Raw genomic sequence first — 18,095 nt, 5'->3', positions numbered from 1 at the left:
GTCCGGCCCGCTTCCCGGCCCTCCGCCCGTCCCGTCCGCCGTCCGGCCTTCCGAGTGTCACCGAGGTACCCGAGCCATGACCCAGCCACCCCCGCCCCCGCCGAACCAGCCCCCGCAGCAGGGGGGCTTCGGCCCGCCGGCCCCGCAGAACCCGCCGCACTCCCCGGACAAGCAGCCCCCGCCGCCGGCCGGTCCCCCGCAGCAACCCCAGCCGGCCGGACCCCCGCCGCAGCCGGGGCCCGGCTACGGCTACCCGCAGCCGACGCAGCCGCCGCCCCCGGCCCAGCCCGCGGGCTACGGCTACCCCGCCGCGCCCCCGAACCCGTACGGCCAGCAGCCCCCCGGCCCCTACGGGGCGCCGCAGCAGAACCCGTACGCCATGCCCGCCCAGCCCATGCAGCCGTCCGCGCAGCCGGGCTACGGCTATCCGGGCCAGCCCCCGACCATGCCGATGCAGCAGCAGGGCAATGGCGGCGGGCGCAACAACACCGCGCTGTACATCGTCATCGCGGCGGTCGTCGTCATCGCGCTGATCGTCGTCGGCGGCATCTGGTACGCGGGCTCCGGTGACGGCGGCACCAAGCAGGACACCGCCTCCTCCTCCGGCGGCAACGGCGGCAGCGGCGGCGGCCAGGACAAGGGCTCCGGGGGGTCGACCGGCGGCAAGGAGAAGGCGCCGGCGAACCCGGCGGCCAAGGTCCTCTTCCAGATACCCACGCCCTCCGTGCAGGACACGGTGACCACCTCGGGCTCCTGGCTGACCGACAAGGTGTACGCCAAGACCGGCGTCAACGAGATCGACGGCTACGACCCCGTCAAGGGCACCAAGCTGTGGACGGTCAAGCTGCCCGGCCCGGTCTGCGCGGCCAGCCGGCACCTGACCGACGACAACAAGACCGCGATCACCTACCAGCCGACGAACAAGAAGTACGAAGGCTGCTCCGACATCGCGGCGATCGACCTCGACATGGGCAAGAAGCTGTGGACGCGGACCGTCAACTCCGGTGAGTACCCGGTCAATTACCAGAACGTGACGGTGTCCCAGCACACCGTCGCGCTCGGCGACAGCAACGGCGGCGCGGCCTTCGACATCGACTCCGGCAAGCCGCTGTGGCAGCCGAAGCCGGGCGAGGACTGCTACGACGCCGGCTACGGCGGCGGCGCCAAGCTGGTCGCGGTGCGCAGCTGTGGCGACTCGGACAACACCCAGCTGTCCATCCAGACCATCGACCCGAAGTCGGGCAAGGTCCTCTCCGAGTACAAGATGGACCCGGGCATCGAGTACGCCTCGGTCGTCTCCACCGATCCCCTGGTGGTGGCCGCCGACGTCGGCGACAGCGCGGGCGACGGCAGCGGCATCTCGGACTACTTCTCCATCGACAACAAGACCGGCAAGCTGCTCGCCCGGATCTCCGCGCCGGGCAAGACCTACGGCGGCCGCTGCGACGGCATCACCCGCATCGAGGACTGCCACGAGATCGCCGTCGGCGGCGGCAAGCTGTTCGTGCCGACGGAGGAGCACGACGGCAGCGGGACCTCCTACAGCACGACCAACGAGGTCGTCGCCTTCGACCTGGCCACCGGCAAGCCCACCGGCCAGCGCGCCGAGGCCGGGGACGGCTACCTGCTGTCGCCGCTGCGCACGGACGGCCCCAACCTGATCGCCTACAAGAAGCCGCCCTACGACAAGGGCGGACAGATCGTCAGCATCGACGGCTCCACCTTCAAGGAGACCAAGCTCCTGGAGAACCCCTCCACGGAGAGCGTCCGGCGGGCGGAGGGCGGCATGCTGCCGGACTACGCGGAGATCCTCTACGCGAACGGCCGGCTGTACATGTCCGACGTCTTCGTCGACAAGGCGGACCCGGGCGACGACAAGTCGTACCTGGTGCTGGCCTTCGGCACGGACGGCTGACCGCCCCCGCACGTTCACCCGAAAGGGTGACTCGGCAAGCAGTGCCCCGGATGTCGTCGATCCGGGGCACTTCTGCTGTCCAGGGGCAGCGCGGCGTCGAACAAGCGTGTAGCTTCCGGGGGCATGCAAAGGGGCGGGGTGCCGGGGGGCCCTCTGTCCTTCGGGCCGGTGGACGTCCATAGTGGGGCGTCCATGGGCGGGACTGGGGGGTTTCTCTATGGGAGTACGGCTCATGGTCGTGGACGACCATCGCCTGCTCGCGGAGGCGCTGGCATCGGCGCTGAAACTGCGCGGGCACCGGGTGCTCGCGTCGGCCGCGCCCGCCGCGGGCGCGGCCGACCTGGTGATCGCCCGGGCGCCGGAGGTGTGCCTGCTGGGCACGGCCGCCCCGGCCGAACCGGGCGTCTTCGACCCGGTGGTGAAGATCAAGCGGGAGCGGCCGCAGGTGGCGGTGGTGGTGCTCGGCCCGGTGCCGTCGCCGCGCGGGATCGCCGCCGCGTTCGCCGCCGGGGCGTCCGGTTACGTGCGGCACGACGAGCGCATCGAGGGCGTCGAGCGCGCGCTCCTGAAGGCACGGGCGGGGGAGTCGGCGGTGGCCCCCGCCCTGCTCCAGGAGGCGTTCGCCGAGCTCCTCCACCCCACCGCCCAGCCCGACGACGAGGCCCAGCGCCTGCTCGGCGTCCTGACCCCGCGCGAGGTCGAGGTCCTCGTCCGCGTCGCCGACGGCGAGGACACCCGCGTCATCGCCTCCGGCATGCGGATAGCCCCGAGCACGGCCCGCACCCATGTGCAGCGCGTGCTGATGAAGCTGGGGGTGGGCTCACGGCTGGAGGCGGCGGCGCTGGCCGCGCGCACGGGGCTGCTGGACCGGGTGGGCCCGGCGGCCCCGCCGCGTTAGTCCTCCGGTTGTTCCTGGGAAGGGACCGGCGGGGCCGTGGGCCGGAGTTTCAGCCAGGCCAGGAAGAAGACGCCGAGCAGCAGCATCCCGATCCCGGTCCACAGGTTGATGTTGACGCCCTGGGCCTTGTCGATCGCGGCCTGGGAGTCCGTGATGCCGGCGATCGTGACGATCACGCCGTAGACCACGAAGAGCCCGCCGATGATGCGGCGCAGATCGAAGATGCGGGCCGCGGTCGCCGACCTGTTCTCCAGCTCGGTGACCTCCCGCGCGATCTCGCCCTCGGTGTAATGGTGTTCGGAGTTCTCGGACATGTTCCCTCGATCCTCCCGCGTCAGAACGAGAACGGGATGTAGCAGGCGGCGGCGAGCACGACCGCGCCCCAGCCCAGCAGGGCCGGCTTGCGGTACCACGCGTCGTCACCGGGCGCCGGCGGCTCGGACATCCCCGGCGACCGGGTGCCGTAGACCAGCCCCTGGAGCTCCTTCGCCGGCTTCGGGCTGGTGAACAGGGACACGACGACCATCACGACCGCGCCGGCGACGAACCCGGCGATCGCGGAGACGAAGTTGGCGCCCTGGTCGGAGGGGATGCCGATGATCCCCTTCTTGTAGAGGAGGAAGTAGTTGACCATCGCGGTGACGGTGCCCGCGAGCAGCCCCCAGAAGCCCGACTTGGCCGACGCCCGCTTCCAGAACATGCCGACGACGAAGACGACGAACATCGGCACGTTGAAGAAGGAGAACAGCGTCTGGAGGTAGGACATGATGTTCGAGAACGACGACGCGAGGAACGCCGTGCCCACGGACGCGCAGACGCCGATCACGGTGATCCACCGGCCGAACCGGACGTAGTACGCGTCCTCCCGCCCGCGCACCACGTACTTCGCCCAGATGTCCGTGGTGAACACGGTGTTGAAGGACGACACGTTGGCCGCCATGCCGGCCATGAACGCGGCGAGCAGACCGGTGACCGCGATGCCGAGCACACCGTTGGGCAGCAGCTCCTGCATCAGGTAGGGGATGGCGTCGTTGTACTGGAGACCGGAGCCGCTGGTGCCGATGTTCGGCACGAGCGCGGCCGCGACCAGGCCCGGGATCATCACCAGGAAGACGATGAAGATCTTCGGGTACGCGGCGATCAGCGGCGTCCGCTGCCCCGCCGAGAGGTTCTTCGCGGACAGGGCGCGCTGAACCTCGGCGAAGTTGGTGGTCCAGTAGCCGAAGGAGAGCACGAAGCCGAGACCGAGGACGATGGTCAGCCAGTTCGCGCCGAGCGGGTTGGCGCTGCCGATCCCGGTGCCGCCCCACGCGGTGGTGAAGTTGTGCCCGTGGGTCTCGGCGAGCTTGTGGGTCAGCCCGCCCCAGCCGCCGACCTTGCGCAGGCCGAGGATGGTGATCGGGATGAGCGCGGCGAGGATCACGAAGAACTGGAGCACCTCGTTGTAGATCGCCGAGGACAGGCCGCCCAGCGTGATGTACGCGAGCACGAAGGCGCCGGCGACCACGATGGCCACCCACTGCGGCCAGCCCAGCAGCGCCTCGACCACGATCGCGAGGGCGTACAGGTTGACGCCGGCGATCAGGATCGCGGCGAAGGCGAACAGGATCGAACTCAGCAGATGGGCTGCCTTGTCGAAGCGCAGCAGCAGGAACTCGGGGACCGAGCGGACCTTGCTGCCGTAGTAGAAGGGCATCATCACCAGGCCGAGGAAGACCATGGCGGGGATCGCGCCGATCCAGTACCAGTGCACGGTGTAGGCGCCGTACTGGGCGCTGTTGGCGGCCATGCCGAGGATCTCGGTGGCCGCCAGGTTCGCCGAGATGAAGGCGAGGCCGGTGATCCAGGCGGGCAGCGAGCGTCCGGAGAGGAAGAAGTCGAGGCTGGTCCGTACCGACCGGCGGGCCGCGAAGCCGATGCCCAGCACGACGACGAAGTAGATCGCCAGGATCGTGTAGTCCAGCCAGTTGGTCGGGAGCCGTAGCCCGGCCGCCGCCAGATACGTATGCGCGTATGTGGGGGTGTGCATGTGAACTCGCTTCGTTGCGCGAACTGAACAGTGCGGAACCTACGCCTCTGTGTTTAGAAAATGAACACTTCTGTTGATGTTCTTTGTTTGATTGTGATGATCTGATTCTGTGTCGGGTTGTGGTCTGTTATGTTTGATTCTGTTGAGAGGAGTCCGGCGTGAAGAAGACCCCGACCCTGCTGGCCGACGGCCGTGAGCTGATCTACTACGACCTGCGGGACGACACCGTGCGCGAGGCCGCCGACCGCCGCCCGCTCGAACGCACGGCCACCACCTCCGAGATCCGCCGCGATCCGCTCCTCGGTGACCGGGTCGCCGTCGCCTCGCACCGGCAGGGCCGGACCTATCACCCGCCGGCCGACCAGTGCCCGCTCTGCCCGACCGAGGGGGAGCGGCTCAGCGAGATCCCGGACTCCTCGTACGACGTCGTCGTCTTCGAGAACCGCTTCCCCTCGCTCGCCGGCGACTCCGGGCGCTGCGAGGTCGTCTGCTTCACCTCCGACCACGACGCCTCCTTCGCCGACCTGACCCCCGCACAGGGGCGCCTGGTGCTGGACGCGTGGACCGACCGGACGGCGGAGCTGTCGCGACTCCCCTTCGTCGAGCAGGTGTTCTGCTTCGAGAACCGCGGCGCCGAGATCGGCGTGACCCTCGGCCATCCGCACGGACAGATCTACGCCTACCCCTTCACCACCCCGCGCACCGCGCTGATGCTCCGCTCGCTCGCCGCCCACAAGGAGGCCACCGGCGGGGAGAACCTGTTCGACGCGGTCCTGGCGCGGGAACTCGCCGGCGAGCGGGTCGTCCTTGAGGGTGAACACTGGGCGGCCTTCGTGCCGTACGCGGCGCACTGGCCGTACGAGGTCCACCTGTACCCCAAGCGCCGCGTCCCCGACCTGCTCGCCCTGGACGAGGCGGCGCGCACAGAATTCCCCCAGGTGTACCTGGAACTCTTGAGGCGCTTCGACCGGATCTTCGGCCCCGGCGAGCCGCCGACGCCGTACATCTCGGGCTGGCATCAGGCGCCGTTCGGCGCGCTCGACGGGTTCGAGGGGGTCACGCGGGACGACTTCGCGCTCCATCTGGAGCTTTTCACCATCCGCCGCACTTCCGGCAAGCTGAAGTTCCTCGCGGGTTCCGAGTCCGGCATGAGCGTGTTCATCAACGACGTGCCGCCGGAACGGGCGGCCGAGCGACTGCGAGAGGTAGCGACTTCATGAAGTACCTGGTGACGGGTGGCGCGGGTTACGTCGGCAGCGTGGTGGCCCAGCACCTGCTGGAGGCCGGACACGAGGTCACGGTCCTCGACAACCTCTCCACCGGCTTCCGCGCGGGCGTCCCGGCCGGCGCCGCCTTCGTCGAGGGCGATATCCGCGACGCCGCCAAGTGGCTCGACGCCTCCTATGACGGCGTGCTGCACTTCGCCGCGTTCTCCCAGGTCGGCGAGTCCGTGGCGAAGCCCGAGAAGTACTGGGAGAACAACGTCGCCGGCACCCTCGCCCTGCTCGGCGCCATGCGCGAGACGGGCGTGCGCAAGCTGGTCTTCTCCTCTACGGCCGCCACCTACGGCGAGCCCGAGCAGGTTCCGATCACGGAGAGCGCCCCGACCCGCCCGGCCAACCCCTACGGGGCGACCAAGCTCGCCGTCGACCACATGATCACCAGTGAGGCGCACGCCCACGGCCTCGCGGCGGTCTCGCTGCGCTACTTCAACGTGGCGGGCGCGTACGGCGCGTACGGCGAGCGCCACGACCCCGAGTCGCACCTCATCCCGCTCGTCCTCCAGGTCGCCCAGGGCCGCCGCGACGCCATCTCCGTCTACGGCGACGACTACCCGACCCCCGACGGCACCTGCGTGCGCGACTACATCCACGTGGCGGACCTGGCCGACGCCCACCTGCTGGCGCTGCCGGCGGCCCGCGCGGGCGAGCACCTGATCTGCAACCTCGGCAACGGCAACGGCTTCTCCGTGCGCCAGGTCATCGAGACCGCCCGCGCGGTCACCGGGCACCCGATCCCCGAGGTCACCGCCCCGCGCCGGAGCGGCGACCCGGCCGTCCTGGTCGCCGCCGCAGACAGCGCCCGCGAGAAACTGGGCTGGAACCCGACCCGCGCGGACCTCGCGGGCATCGTCGCGGACGCCTGGGCGTTCGCACAGCACGTGGCCAAGGAGGACTAGTGGGGGCACAGCAGGTCGCCGAGCGCTTCACCGAGCTGTACGGGGCGCGTCCGGAGGGCGTGTGGGCGGCGCCGGGCCGGGTCAACCTGATCGGCGAGCACACCGACTACAACGACGGCTTCGTCATGCCGTTCGCCCTGCCCCACCAGGCGGTCGCGGCGGTCTCCCGCCGGACGGACGGCCTGCTGCGCCTGCACTCGGCGGACATGGGCGGGGGCGTCGTGGAACTGCGCCTCGACGCGCTCGCCCCGGGCGGCGACCCCGCATGGACGGCGTACCCGGCGGGCGTCGTCTGGGCCCTGCGCGAGGCGGGTCACGAGATCACCGGGGCGGACGTCCACCTCTCCTCGACCGTCCCCGCGGGGGCGGGCCTGTCCTCCTCCGCCGCCCTGGAGGTCGTGATCGCCCTCGCGCTCGACGACCTGTACGGCCTCGGAATCTCCCGCCCGAGGCTGGCCCGGCTCTGCCAGCGCGCCGAGAACGTCTACGTCGGCGCGCCGACCGGCATCATGGACCAGACCGCGTCCGCGTGCTGCGAACCGGGCCACGCCCTCTTCCTCGACACCCGCGACCTGTCCCGGCGGCAGATCCCCTTCGACCTCGCGGCCGAGGACCTGCGCCTGCTGGTGGTCGACACCCAGGTCAAGCACGCCCACAGCGGCGGCGAGTACGGCAGGCGCCGGGCCGGCTGCGAGAAGGGCGCGGCCCTGCTCGGCGTCGACGCCCTGCGCGACATCGCCTACGCCGACCTGGACGCGGCGCTCGCCCGCCTGGGCGACGAGGAGGAGATCCGCCGCCTGGTCCGGCACGTCGTCACGGAGGACGAGCGCGTCGAACGCACGGTGGAGCTGCTGCGCGCCGGCGACCCCCGCGCCATCGGCCCCATCCTCACCGAGGGCCACGCCTCCCTGCGCGACGACTTCCGCGTCTCCTGCCCGGAGCTGGACCTCGTGGTGGACACGTCCCTCGCGCACGGCGCCCTCGGCGCCCGCATGACCGGCGGCGGCTTCGGCGGCTCGGCCATCGTCCTCACGGAGTCCGCCGCGGTCCCTTCGCTGACCACGTCCCTGGAGGCGGCCTTCGCGGCGGCGGACCGCAGGGCTCCGCGGGTGTTCGAGGCGGTGCCGTCGGCGGGCGCGCGCCGCCTGTGAACCCCCGTCGGACCAGGCGCTTCACCAGCGTGTACTCGGTGACGCCCGGGGGATAGTCGGGGATCTCGCAGACCACCTCGTAGCCCTGGCCGCGGTAGAAGTCCGGGGCCTGGAAGTCCCAGGTCTCCAGGCGGCACGCCGAGCAGCCGCGGTCGGTGACGGCGAGGTGCTCCGCCCGGCCCAGGAGGTGGCTGCCGAGGCCCGTGCCGCGGTGCGGGGCGTCCACCCAGAGGTAGGTGACGTGGAGCCAGCCGGCCCAGGTGTGGCCGACCAGACCGCCCGCGAGGGCACCGGAGGGATCGAGGGCCCAGACGTGGAGGGGGACTTCGCGTCCGGCGGGGGCGCCGCGCAGGGCCGCGAGGACCGGGGAGGCCGCCGTGTTGGTGTCCATCAGCCGGGTCCGGAGCAGATCCTGTCGCGCCTTGTCGACTTCCGCCTCGATACGAAACATGCGGCACACCATAAACGTGCCGGACAAGCCAGTTCTGTAAATCTCCTTCCGCTGCGTGCCGGTATCCGTACGCTGAGATACAGCGACCGGTGGGGGCCGGTGCCGTTCAGGGGGTTCTGTGGTTCGTATCCGAGTCCTGGTCGTGGACGACCACCGCATCTTCGCCGAGTCGCTCGCCGCCGCTCTGGCCGCCGAGCCCGATGTCGAGGTCGCCGCCGCAGGCAGCGGCCCGGCCGCGCTGCGCTGCCTGGAGCGGGCCGTCGCCGAGGGCCGCCGCTACGACGTCCTGCTCGTGGACGCGGGACTGGGCACGCGGCCGACCGGTGGCCGGTCGCCGGTGCCCGTGCGGGAGGCGGACGAGGAGGGGCTGGTCGACGGTCTCTCGCTGGTCGCGGGGGTGCGGGCCGCCCAGCCCGCCGTGCGCACCGTGGTGCTCGCCGAGAAGGACGATCCGCGGCGCGCCGCCCTCGCCCTGGGGGCCGGTGCCTGCGGCTGGGTCGCCAAGGACTGCTCCCTGTCCCGGCTGCTCGCGGTGATCCGGGGCGTCCTGCGCGACGAGACGCATCTGCCGCCCGCCCTGCTGACCGGCGTGCTCAAGGAGCTGACCGCCGCGCGCAGGCACCGCACCGAGAGCGAGCGCCTGGTGGAGTCCCTCACGCCGAGGGAACGCGAGGTGCTGCGCTGCATGGTCGCGGGCCTGGGCCGCAAGGCCGTCGCCGAACGGCTGTTCCTCTCCCCGCACACCGTCCGCACCCATATGCAGAACGTCCTCGGCAAGCTCGGTGTCCACTCCACCCTGGCCGCCGTCGCCCTCGCCCGGCGGGCCGGGGTGGGCCCGGTGGACCTAGCCGGGGACGTTGTCGAACGGGGCGGTCAACTGGCGTAGCAATCCCGCCAGTTCCGCCCGCTGGGCCCGGGACAGCTCGCCGAGGATGGCCCGCTCCTGCGCGAGCAGCCCCGCGAGCGACTCGTCGGCGCGGTCCCGGCCGGTGTCGGTCAGCCGCACCAGCACACCGCGCCGGTCGCTCGGGTCGGGGAGCCGTTCGACCAGGCCCTTCTTCGCCAGCCGGTCGATCCGGTTGGTCATGGTGCCCGAGGTGACCAGGGTCTGGGTCAGCAGCTGCCCGGGGGAGAGCTGGTACGGCGTGCCCGCGCGCCGCAGCGCGGTCAGCACGTCGAACTCCCAGGGCTCCAGCTGGTGCTCGGCGAACGCGAGCCGGCGTGCGCGGTCCAGGTGCCGGGCGAGCCGGCTTACCCGGCTGAGCACTTCCAGCGGCTCCACATCGAGGTCCGGGCGCTCCCGGCGCCACGCTGCGACCAGCCGATCGACCTCGTCCTCCATGAGATCAGTGTAGTGGTTGTGTCGACGTGAAGTCTCTTGGAACCGAGTATCTTTTGCTCAAGTATCTTGACATCAAGATAATGGGGGCGGGAAGGTGGACACCATGACGACACCGACCTGGGACCCCGAGCAGTACCTCCGCCACGCCGGCCACCGGGCCCGCCCCTTCGCAGACCTCCTCGCCCGCGTCCCCGACCTGCCGGGCGCCCGGCCCCGCATCGCCGACCTCGGCTGCGGCCCCGGCAACGTCACCACCACGCTCGCCGGACGCTGGCCCACCGCGCACATCACCGGCTACGACAACTCGCCCGAGATGCTGGACCGGGCCCGCACCGGGCACGAGGGCCCCACGGCCGGCGGCGGCCGCCTGGACTTCGCCCACGCCGACGCCCGCACCTGGACGCCCGAGGAGCCGTACGACCTGATCGTCTCCAACGCCACCCTCCAGTGGGTACCGGGGCATCTCGACCGGCTCGCCGACTGGACCGCGGCCCTCGCGCCCGGCGGCACCCTCGCCTTCCAGGTGCCGGACAACTTCGACGCCCCCCAGCACGTCCTCATGCGCGAACTGGCCGCCACCCCGCGCTGGCGGGCCCGGCTCACCGGGGTCCTGCGCGGCACCGACTCCGTGCACACCCCCGGCACCTACCTGGACCGGCTCGCCCGCCTCGGCTGCGCCGCCGACGTCTGGGGGACCACGTACCTGCACGTCCTGGAGGGCGAGGACCCGGTCCTCGACTGGATGAAGGGCACCGGCCTGCGGCCCGTCCTGACCGCGCTCGCCGACGACCCCGAAGCCCGGGACGCGTTCCTCGCCGAATACGGCGACCTGCTCCGCGAGGCCTACCCGAGGGCGCCCTACGGCACGGTGCTGCCCTTCCGCCGCCTGTTCGCCGTCGCCGTGAAGGGGGCGTGATCATGCTCGCGGCCGTCGACCACGTACAGCTCGCGGCGCCGCCCGGAGCGGAGGACGCCCTGCGGTCGTACTACGTCGGAGTCCTCGGCATGACCGAGGTCCCCAAGCCGCCGGTGCTCGCGGCCCGTGGCGGCTGCTGGTTCGAGGCAGGGTCGGTGCGGCTCCACCTCGGCGTCGAACCCGGCTTCCGCGCCTCGAAAAAGGCCCACCCGGGCCTCCGGGTCCGCGGCATCGAGGCCTACGCCGCCCGGATCGCCGCCCGGGGCGCGCCCGTGACCTGGGACGACAACCTCCCCGGCCATCTGCGCTTCTACTCGCAGGACCCGGTGGGCAACCGGCTGGAGTTCCTGGAACCCCGGTAGCCGGGGACGTACCTACGCCTTGCGGTGGCCTATCAGCCGCGGCCGCTGCTCCAGGCCGTCCAGGCCGTGCCACGCCAGGTTCACCAGATGCGCCGCCACCTCCGCCTTCTTCGGGCGGCGCACGTCCAGCCACCACTGGCCGGTCAGGGCGACCATGCCGACCAGGGCCTGGGCGTAGAGGGGGGCGAGCTTCGGGTCGAAACCGCGGGACTTGAACTCGCGGCCCAGGATGTCCTCCACCTGGGTGGCGATGTCGGAGATCAGCGACGCGAAGGACCCCGTCGACTGCGGGATCGGCGAGTCGCGGACGAGGATGCGGAACCCGTCCGTGTACTCCTCGATGTAGTCGAGCAGCGCGAACGCGGCCTGCTCGCACAGCTCACGCGGATGGCCGGCCGTCAGCGAACTGGTCACCATGTCGAGCAGCCGCCGCATCTCACGGTCGACCACCACCGCGTACAGCCCCTCCTTGCCGCCGAAGTGCTCGTACACCACCGGCTTGGAGACCCCGGCCCTCGCCGCGATCTCCTCCACCGACGTGCCCTCGAACCCCTTCGCCGCGAAGAGAGTGCGACCGATCTCCAGCAACTGCTGGCGGCGCTCCGCACCGGTCATACGGGTCCGGCGGGGCCGCTTCTGCTTGTCAGTTCCTGGGTTGCTGCTCGAATCGGTCGACACGGCGTCAATCATGCCGCCTCGGCCGTGTCCTTCCGGCGCCGGGAGCCGTCATCCGCGGAGTTGCGGCGCGAATCGATACGCGAGCGTGACGGCCAGCGCACGTCGTACGCCCATCCCAGCTGCTCGAAGATCCGGATGAACCGGGCCGAGGAGTCGATCTGCCCGCGCATCACCCCGTGCCGCGCCGACGTCGGGTCGGCGTGGTGCAGGTTGTGCCAGGACTCGCCGCAGGACAGCACCGCCAGCCACCACACGTTGCCCGAGCGGTCCCGCGACCTGAACGGCCGTTTGCCCACCGCGTGGCAGATCGAGTTGATCGACCACGTCACATGGTGCAGCAGCGCCACCCGGACGAGTGAACCCCAGAAGAACGCGGTGAACGCGCCCCACCAGGACATCGTCACCAGACCGCCGATCAGCGCGGGCAGCAGCAGGGACACCGACGTCCACAGCACGAACAGCCGGGAGACCGCCCGCAGCGCCGGGTCCTTGATCAGATCCGGCGCGAACTTCTCCTGCGACGTCTGCTCCTCGTCGAACATCCAGCCGATGTGCGCCCACCACAGGCCCTTGATCAGAGCCGGAACCGTCTCGCCGTACTTCCACGGGGAGTGCGGGTCGCCCTCCGCGTCGGAGAACTTGTGGTGCTTGCGGTGATCGGCCACCCAGCGCACCAAGGGGCCCTCGACCGCCATCGACCCCATGATCGCCAGCGCGATCCGCAGCGGCCGCTTCGCCTTGAACGAACCATGGGTGAAATACCGGTGGAAACCGATCGTGATGCCGTGGCATCCGAGGTAGTAGAAGAACACCAGCAGGCCCACATCGAGCCAGCTCACCCCCCAGCCCCAGGCCAGCGGCACCGCGGCCACCAGCGCCAGGAACGGCACGGTGATGAAGAGCAGCAGCGTGATCTGCTCGATCGAGCGCTTCTGCTCACCGCCCAGCGTCGCCAGGGGAGAAGAAGTGTCAGTGGCCTTACGGGATTCTTCGATCACATCGGAATGTGAGGTCATGCGCGTCCCCTGTGGGGTCGAGGGTCGGGGGTGGGTGCCGGGCCACCGGAACCGGACGCGAGGAGTCCGTGCATCCCTACGGTTCCGTAACCTACGGCATCGTAAGTATGGCAGCGTGTCGCGCGGCGGCAAGAGCCCCAGATCCTGCGCGTCCCCATCGCCACCTATCCTTGGAATCGGTCGGACAGCGCGGTCCGCTGAAGTTTCCTTCCCGGACGCTCCGGCCCGTATGCGGCACCAGGCCGCGCGGCAGACGGCCGGGTTTCCACTCAGTCGAGCTTCAACACTGCAAGGAGCCGCACCTGTGAGCAGTGCCGACGACCAGACCACCACGACCAGCACCGAGCTGCGCGCCGACATCCGCCGCCTGGGTGATCTCCTCGGAGAAACCCTGGTCAGGCAGGAAGGGCCCGAACTCCTCGATCTGGTCGAAAAGGTCCGCCGCCTCACCCGCGAGGACGGCGAGGCCGCCGCCGAGCTGCTGCGCGGCACCGAACTGGAGACCGCAGCCAAGCTGGTGCGCGCCTTCTCCACCTACTTCCATCTCGCCAACATCACCGAACAGGTGCACCGAGGCCGCGAACTGCGCGCCCGGCGCGCCGCCGAGGGCGGCCTCATCGCCCGGACGGCCGACCGCCTCAAGGACGCCGACCCCGAGCACCTGCGGTCCACCGTCCGCAACCTCAACGTCCGGCCCGTCTTCACCGCACACCCCACCGAGGCCGCCCGCCGCTCCGTCCTCAACAAGCTCCGGCGCATCGCGGCCCTCCTGGACACCCCCGTCCTGGACTCCGACCGCCGCCGCCACGACGTCCGCCTCGCCGAGAACATCGACCTCGTCTGGCAGACCGACGAGCTGCGCGTCGTACGCCCCGAACCCGCCGACGAGGCCCGCAACGCCATCTACTACCTGGACGAACTGCACGCCGACGCCGTCGGCGACGTCCTGGAGGACCTCACCGCGGAACTGGAGCGCGTCGGCGTCCGCCTCCCCGACGACACCCGCCCCCTCACCTTCGGCACCTGGATCGGCGGCGACCGCGACGGCAACCCCAACGTCACCCCCCAGGTCACCTGGGACGTCCTCATCCTCCAGCACGAACACGGCATCAACGACGCCCTGGAGATGATCGACGAACTGCGCGGACTCCTCTCCAACTCCATCCGCTACACCGGAGCCACCGAGGAACTCCTCGACTCCCTGCGCGCCGACCTGGAGCGGCTGCCCGAGATCAGCCCCCGCTACAAGCGCCTCAACGCCGAAGAGCCCTACCGCCTCAAGGCCACCTGCATCCGGCAGAAGCTGGAGAACACCAAGCTGCGCCTCGCCAAGGGCATCCCCCACGAGGAAGGCCGCGACTACCTCGGCACCGGCGAACTCCTCGCCGACCTGCGCCTCGTCCAGGAATCCCTGCGCCGGCACCGCGGCGCCCTCTTCGCCGACGGCCGCCTCAGCCGCACCATCCGCACCCTCGCCGCCTTCGGCCTCCAGCTCGCCACCATGGACGTCCGCGAACACGCCGACGCCCACCACCACGCCCTCGGCCAGCTGTTCGACCGGCTCGGCGAGGAATCCTGGCGCTACGCCGACATGCCCCGCGACTACCGCACCAGACTCCTCGCCAAGGAGCTGCGCTCCCGCCGGCCGCTCGCCTCCACCCCGGCCCCCGTCGACGCCGCCGGCGCCAAGACCCTCGGCGTCTTCGAGACCGTCAAGAAGGCCCTCGACGTCTTCGGCCCCGAGGTCATCGAGTCCTACATCATCTCCATGTGCCAGGGCGCCGACGACGTCTTCGCCGCCGCCGTCCTCGCCCGCGAGGCCGGACTCCTCGACCTGCACGCCGGCTGGGCCAAGATCGGCATCGTCCCCCTCCTGGAGACCACCGACGAACTGCGCGCCGCCGACACCATCCTGGAGGAGATGCTCTCCGACCCGTCCTACCGGCGCCTGGTCGCGCTGCGCGGCGACGTCCAGGAGGTCATGCTCGGCTACTCCGACTCCTCCAAGTTCGGCGGCATCACCACCAGCCAGTGGGAGATCCACCGCGCCCAGCGCCGGCTGCGCGACGTCGCCCACCGCTACGGCGTACGCCTGCGCCTCTTCCACGGCCGCGGCGGCACCGTCGGCCGCGGCGGCGGCCCCTCCCACGACGCCATCCTCGCCCAGCCCTGGGGCACCCTCGAAGGCGAGATCAAGGTCACCGAACAGGGCGAGGTCATCTCCGACAAGTACCTGATCCCCGCCCTGGCCCGGGAGAACCTGGAACTCACCGTCGCCGCCACCCTCCAGGCCTCCGCCCTGCACACCGCGCCCCGCCAGTCCGACGAGGCCCGCGCCCGCTGGGACGCGGCCATGGACGTCGTCTCCGACGCCGCCCACGCCGCCTACCGCCGCCTGGTCGAGGACCCCGACCTGCCGACGTACTTCCTCGCCTCCACGCCGGTCGACCAGCTCGCCGACCTGCACCTCGGCTCGCGACCCTCCCGCCGCCCCGGCTCGGGCGTCTCGCTCGACGGACTGCGCGCCATCCCCTGGGTGTTCGGCTGGACCCAGTCCCGGCAGATCGTCCCCGGCTGGTTCGGCGTCGGCTCCGGCCTCAAGGCCCTGCGCGAGGCGGGCCTGCGGCAGGAAGGCGAGGCGGTCCTCGCCGAGATGCACGAACAGTGGCACTTCTTCCGCAACTTCATCTCCAACGTGGAGATGACCCTCGCCAAGACCGACCTGCGGATCGCCCAGCACTACGTCGACACCCTCGTCCCCGACGAACTCAAGCACGTGTTCGACACCATCAAGGCCGAACACGAACTCACCCTCCACGAGGTCCTGCGCATCACCGGCGAGGACGAACTCCTCGACGCCCAGCCCGTCCTCAAGCAGACCTTCACCATCCGCGACGCCTACCTGGACCCCATCTCCTACCTCCAGGTCGCCCTGCTCAAGCGCCAGCGCGACGAGGCCGCCGCCGGCGCCGACCCCGACCCGCTGCTCTCCCGCGCCCTGCTCCTCACCGTCAACGGCGTGGCGGCGGGCCTGCGCAACACCGGCTGACCGGCACACACACGAGGGTGCCCCCGAGGTCGTACGACCCCGGGGGCACCCTCATTTCACGTCCCGCCTCACTGCACCGCGACGAACGCCGCCGTCAGCACCGCGAGCCCCGACAGCCCCAGCCCCCACGCCACCCGCCTCAGCCGCATACCGCCCGCGACCACCACCGAGGCCAGCAGCAACGCCCCGCCCAGCGGCACCCAGGCGTACAGGATCCCCGCCGGACCCGAACGCAGCGCCTCGGAGCCGCCCGGCTTCAGCACCACCTCGTACGTCCGCCCCTTGCGCACCGCGACCGTCTCCGTGAGCTCCACCCGCGCACGGGCCCGCGCCCCCGCCGACGTCGGCGTGAACGGACCGCCGCACACGTGGTCCGCACACGCGGTCACCCGCACCGTGCCCTGCTCCCGGCCCTTGGTCAGCAGCACATGCTGGGCGTTCCCCCAGGAACCCCACAGCCCCGCGAACACGATCAGCGCGGCGAGCGCGCCCATCAACGCGACCCGCCCGAACCGCAACGCGGACACGGACGCCTGGACAGCGGAACGGCTGGCGGTGGCAGGCATGGCCGGGATCATTGGCCATACCCCCGCGACCGGTCAACTCGGCCGGGCGGCATAGCCGTACAAGTCCGGAGGTGTACGCACCCCGGACACCCCGCTCAGGAGTTGTACGTGCTCTGCGCCCGCTCCAGGCCCTCGATCACCAGAGCCTCCACCGCGTCCGCCGCACGGTCCACGAAGTAGTCCAGCTCCTTGCGCTCCGCCGAGGAGAAGTCCTTCAGCACGAAGTCCGCCACCTGCATACGGCCCGGCGGACGGCCGATCCCGAACCGGACCCGGTGGTAGTCCGCGCCCATCGCCTTCGTCATCGACTTCAGGCCGTTGTGCCCGTTGTCACCGCCGCCCAGCTTCAGCCGCAGCGTGCCGTAGTCGATGTCCAGCTCGTCGTGCACGGCCACGATGTTCGCCACCGGCACCTTGTAGAAGTCCTTCAGCGCGTTCACCGGGCCACCGGACAGGTTCATGTACGACATCGGCTTCGCCAGGATCACCCGGCGGTTGGCGGGGCCCGCGGGACCGATCCGGCCCTCCAGCACCTGCGCCTGAGCCTTCCCCGCCCGCTTGAACTTCCCCCCGATCCGCTGCGCGAGCAGGTCCGCCACCATGAAACCGACGTTGTGCCGGTTCATCGCGTACTCCGGCCCGGGATTCCCGAGCCCGACAACCAACCAGGGGGCACTGGCGGGGGTGGTCACGTCCATGTCTCCTCAAATGCGATACAGCCGCTGCTCCCCGGGGGAAGCAGCGGCTGTATACCGCTGTGGGCAGTCGTTCCGCAAGGCGGAACGGGTGGGCACAGCCGACAGCGCCGGGCGCCTACCGACGAGGGCCAAGCTCTGTCACGGCCGAACCGCCGGTCAGGCCTCGGCGGCCTCTTCGCCCGCGGCGGCCTCTTCACCCGCGGTCTCCTCGGCCTGCGCCTGCAGGACCTGGAGCACGACCGCGTCCTCCTCGACGGTCAGGGACACGCCGTTCGGCAGCGTGATGTCCTTGGCGTGGATGGAGGCACCGGCCGCCAGGCCCTCCACGGAGACGGTGACCGACTCCGGGATGTGCGTGGCCTCGGCCTCGACCGGCAGCGCGGCCAGGACGTGCTCCAGCAGGTTGCCACCCGGGGCCAGCTCGCCCTCGGTGTGCACCGGGATCTCGACCGTGACCTTCTCGCCGCGCTTGACCAGCTGCAGGTCGACGTGCTCCAGGAAGCCCTTCAGCGGGTCGCGGACCACGGACTTCGGGATCGCCAGCTCGTTGGTCTTGCCGTCGATGTCCAGGGAGATCAGGACGTTCGGCGTACGCAGCGCCAGCAGCAGCTCGTGGCCCGGCAGGGTCAGGTGCAGCGGGTCGGAACCGTGGCCGTACAGAACACCCGGAACCTTGTTCTCGCGGCGGATGCGGCGGGCCGCACCCTTGCCGAACTCGGTGCGGGACTCGACGGCGATCTTCACCTCGGACATAGGGATCACTCCTCGTAGTAACTGGGAACGGACGTGGTCACCCGGCCACGAACGGCCTGCTACGAAGAGCGCGTCGATAACGGACCGCCGTA

General features: G+C 70.9%; 17 protein-coding genes and 1 pseudogene. 9 read left to right on the top strand and 9 right to left on the bottom strand.

Annotated features, from left to right (window positions below):
• Positions 1-76 precede the first annotated feature (76 nt).
• Together AB0927_RS10775 and AB0927_RS10770 are read left to right on the top strand one after the other, a co-directional pair.
• Entirely contained in the window at positions 77-1,915 is a 1,839-nt protein-coding gene (locus tag AB0927_RS10775) for a PQQ-binding-like beta-propeller repeat protein (RefSeq protein ID WP_366667204.1), read from the top strand.
• Positions 1,916-2,132: 217 nt separating this feature from the next.
• Entirely contained in the window at positions 2,133-2,813 is a 681-nt protein-coding gene (locus AB0927_RS10770) for a LuxR C-terminal-related transcriptional regulator (protein WP_366667203.1), read from the top strand.
• On the opposite strand, the gene AB0927_RS10765 is transcribed toward AB0927_RS10770, so the two are convergent.
• Positions 2,810-3,127, bottom strand: a complete 318-nt coding sequence (locus tag AB0927_RS10765) for a hypothetical protein (protein WP_366667202.1) — start codon at positions 3,125-3,127, stop codon at positions 2,810-2,812. The genes AB0927_RS10770 and AB0927_RS10765 overlap by 4 nt on opposite strands.
• A 20-nt stretch (positions 3,128-3,147) precedes the next feature.
• Positions 3,148-4,842, bottom strand: a complete 1,695-nt coding sequence (locus tag AB0927_RS10760) for a sodium:solute symporter family protein (RefSeq protein ID WP_366667201.1) — start codon at positions 4,840-4,842, stop codon at positions 3,148-3,150.
• Positions 4,843-5,000: 158 nt separating this feature from the next.
• On the opposite strand from AB0927_RS10760, the gene galT reads away from it, so the two are divergent.
• Genes galT through galK form a run of 3 tightly spaced genes read left to right on the top strand, consistent with a single transcriptional unit; the run spans position 5,001 to position 8,172 of the window.
• Positions 5,001-6,062 carry a galactose-1-phosphate uridylyltransferase gene (galT, locus tag AB0927_RS10755; protein WP_366667200.1) on the top strand — a complete coding sequence of 354 codons (1,062 nt, stop codon included), beginning with the start codon at positions 5,001-5,003 and terminating at the stop codon, positions 6,060-6,062.
• Positions 6,059-7,021: a UDP-glucose 4-epimerase GalE gene (gene galE / locus AB0927_RS10750; RefSeq protein WP_366667199.1), complete on the top strand. Its 963-nt coding sequence runs from the start codon at positions 6,059-6,061 to the stop codon at positions 7,019-7,021. The genes galT and galE overlap by 4 nt, the downstream gene beginning before the upstream one ends.
• Positions 7,021-8,172: a galactokinase gene (galK, locus tag AB0927_RS10745; protein WP_366667198.1), complete on the top strand. Its 1,152-nt coding sequence runs from the start codon at positions 7,021-7,023 to the stop codon at positions 8,170-8,172. Before galE ends, galK begins: the two co-directional genes overlap by 1 nt.
• A gap of 13 nt (positions 8,173-8,185) precedes the next feature.
• Here galK and AB0927_RS10740 read toward each other — a convergent pair.
• Positions 8,186-8,635, bottom strand: a pseudogene (locus tag AB0927_RS10740) (GNAT family N-acetyltransferase); the annotation flags it as partial.
• Positions 8,636-8,741: 106 nt separating this feature from the next.
• On the opposite strand from AB0927_RS10740, the gene AB0927_RS10735 reads away from it, so the two are divergent.
• A complete protein-coding gene (locus AB0927_RS10735) occupies positions 8,742-9,509 on the top strand; it encodes a response regulator transcription factor (RefSeq protein WP_366667197.1) in 768 nt (255 codons plus the stop codon).
• Here the strand turns inward: AB0927_RS10735 and tamR are convergent.
• Entirely contained in the window at positions 9,468-9,965 is a 498-nt protein-coding gene (gene tamR, locus AB0927_RS10730; RefSeq protein ID WP_285563086.1) for a MarR family transcriptional regulator TamR, read from the bottom strand. The two genes, AB0927_RS10735 and tamR, sit on opposite strands and share 42 nt — an antisense overlap.
• A gap of 103 nt (positions 9,966-10,068) precedes the next feature.
• On the opposite strand from tamR, the gene AB0927_RS10725 reads away from it, so the two are divergent.
• Positions 10,069-10,881 carry a trans-aconitate 2-methyltransferase gene (locus tag AB0927_RS10725; RefSeq protein WP_366667196.1) on the top strand — a complete coding sequence of 271 codons (813 nt, stop codon included), beginning with the start codon at positions 10,069-10,071 and terminating at the stop codon, positions 10,879-10,881.
• Between the two features lie 2 nt (positions 10,882-10,883).
• A complete protein-coding gene (locus AB0927_RS10720; protein WP_366667341.1) occupies positions 10,884-11,243 on the top strand; it encodes a glyoxalase in 360 nt (119 codons plus the stop codon).
• 12 nt (positions 11,244-11,255) lie between these two features.
• On the opposite strand, the gene AB0927_RS10715 is transcribed toward AB0927_RS10720, so the two are convergent.
• Together AB0927_RS10715 and AB0927_RS10710 are read right to left on the bottom strand one after the other, a co-directional pair.
• A complete protein-coding gene (locus tag AB0927_RS10715; RefSeq protein WP_366667195.1) occupies positions 11,256-11,933 on the bottom strand; it encodes a TetR/AcrR family transcriptional regulator in 678 nt (225 codons plus the stop codon).
• Positions 11,930-12,937: a fatty acid desaturase gene (locus AB0927_RS10710; protein WP_366667194.1), complete on the bottom strand. Its 1,008-nt coding sequence runs from the start codon at positions 12,935-12,937 to the stop codon at positions 11,930-11,932. Before AB0927_RS10710 ends, AB0927_RS10715 begins: the two co-directional genes overlap by 4 nt.
• Before the next feature lie 304 nt (positions 12,938-13,241).
• Here AB0927_RS10710 and ppc point away from each other — a divergent pair, with 304 nt between their 5' ends.
• On the top strand, positions 13,242-15,986 hold the full coding sequence (gene ppc, locus AB0927_RS10705; RefSeq protein WP_366667193.1) for a phosphoenolpyruvate carboxylase: 2,745 nt from the start codon (positions 13,242-13,244) through the stop codon (positions 15,984-15,986).
• Between the two features lie 68 nt (positions 15,987-16,054).
• On the opposite strand, the gene AB0927_RS10700 is transcribed toward ppc, so the two are convergent.
• The 3 genes from AB0927_RS10700 to AB0927_RS10690 all read right to left on the bottom strand — a co-directional run bounded on the left by AB0927_RS10700 (position 16,055) and on the right by AB0927_RS10690 (position 18,003).
• Entirely contained in the window at positions 16,055-16,564 is a 510-nt protein-coding gene (locus tag AB0927_RS10700) for a hypothetical protein (RefSeq protein WP_366667192.1), read from the bottom strand.
• Between the two features lie 83 nt (positions 16,565-16,647).
• Entirely contained in the window at positions 16,648-17,250 is a 603-nt protein-coding gene (gene pth / locus AB0927_RS10695; protein ID WP_366667191.1) for an aminoacyl-tRNA hydrolase, read from the bottom strand.
• Positions 17,251-17,406: 156 nt separating this feature from the next.
• Complete coding sequence (locus AB0927_RS10690; protein WP_366667190.1) at positions 17,407-18,003, bottom strand: 50S ribosomal protein L25/general stress protein Ctc; 597 nt, start codon at positions 18,001-18,003, stop codon at positions 17,407-17,409.
• Positions 18,004-18,095 lie beyond the last annotated feature (92 nt).

The organism is Streptomyces sp. NPDC048106 (genome assembly GCF_040706415.1).
Classification (GTDB): domain Bacteria; phylum Actinomycetota; class Actinomycetes; order Streptomycetales; family Streptomycetaceae; genus Streptomyces.
Note: the sequence above shows the minus strand (reverse complement) of the source record. Positions and strands in the feature narration are given on the sequence as shown.

Coding starts and splice junctions, on each gene's coding strand:
- AB0927_RS10775 (WP_366667204.1), top strand. CDS start 77: ATGACCCAGCCACCCCCGCCCCCGCCGAACCAGCCCCCGCAGCAGGGG.
- AB0927_RS10770 (WP_366667203.1), top strand. CDS start 2,133: ATGGGAGTACGGCTCATGGTCGTGGACGACCATCGCCTGCTCGCGGAG.
- AB0927_RS10765 (WP_366667202.1), bottom strand. CDS start 3,127: ATGTCCGAGAACTCCGAACACCATTACACCGAGGGCGAGATCGCGCGG.
- AB0927_RS10760 (WP_366667201.1), bottom strand. CDS start 4,842: ATGCACACCCCCACATACGCGCATACGTATCTGGCGGCGGCCGGGCTA.
- galE (WP_366667199.1), top strand. CDS start 6,059: ATGAAGTACCTGGTGACGGGTGGCGCGGGTTACGTCGGCAGCGTGGTG.
- tamR (WP_285563086.1), bottom strand. CDS start 9,965: ATGGAGGACGAGGTCGATCGGCTGGTCGCAGCGTGGCGCCGGGAGCGC.
- AB0927_RS10725 (WP_366667196.1), top strand. CDS start 10,069: ATGACGACACCGACCTGGGACCCCGAGCAGTACCTCCGCCACGCCGGC.
- AB0927_RS10720 (WP_366667341.1), top strand. CDS start 10,884: ATGCTCGCGGCCGTCGACCACGTACAGCTCGCGGCGCCGCCCGGAGCG.
- AB0927_RS10715 (WP_366667195.1), bottom strand. CDS start 11,933: ATGATTGACGCCGTGTCGACCGATTCGAGCAGCAACCCAGGAACTGAC.
- AB0927_RS10710 (WP_366667194.1), bottom strand. CDS start 12,937: ATGACCTCACATTCCGATGTGATCGAAGAATCCCGTAAGGCCACTGAC.
- AB0927_RS10700 (WP_366667192.1), bottom strand. CDS start 16,564: ATGATCCCGGCCATGCCTGCCACCGCCAGCCGTTCCGCTGTCCAGGCG.
- pth (WP_366667191.1), bottom strand. CDS start 17,250: ATGGACGTGACCACCCCCGCCAGTGCCCCCTGGTTGGTTGTCGGGCTC.
- AB0927_RS10690 (WP_366667190.1), bottom strand. CDS start 18,003: ATGTCCGAGGTGAAGATCGCCGTCGAGTCCCGCACCGAGTTCGGCAAG.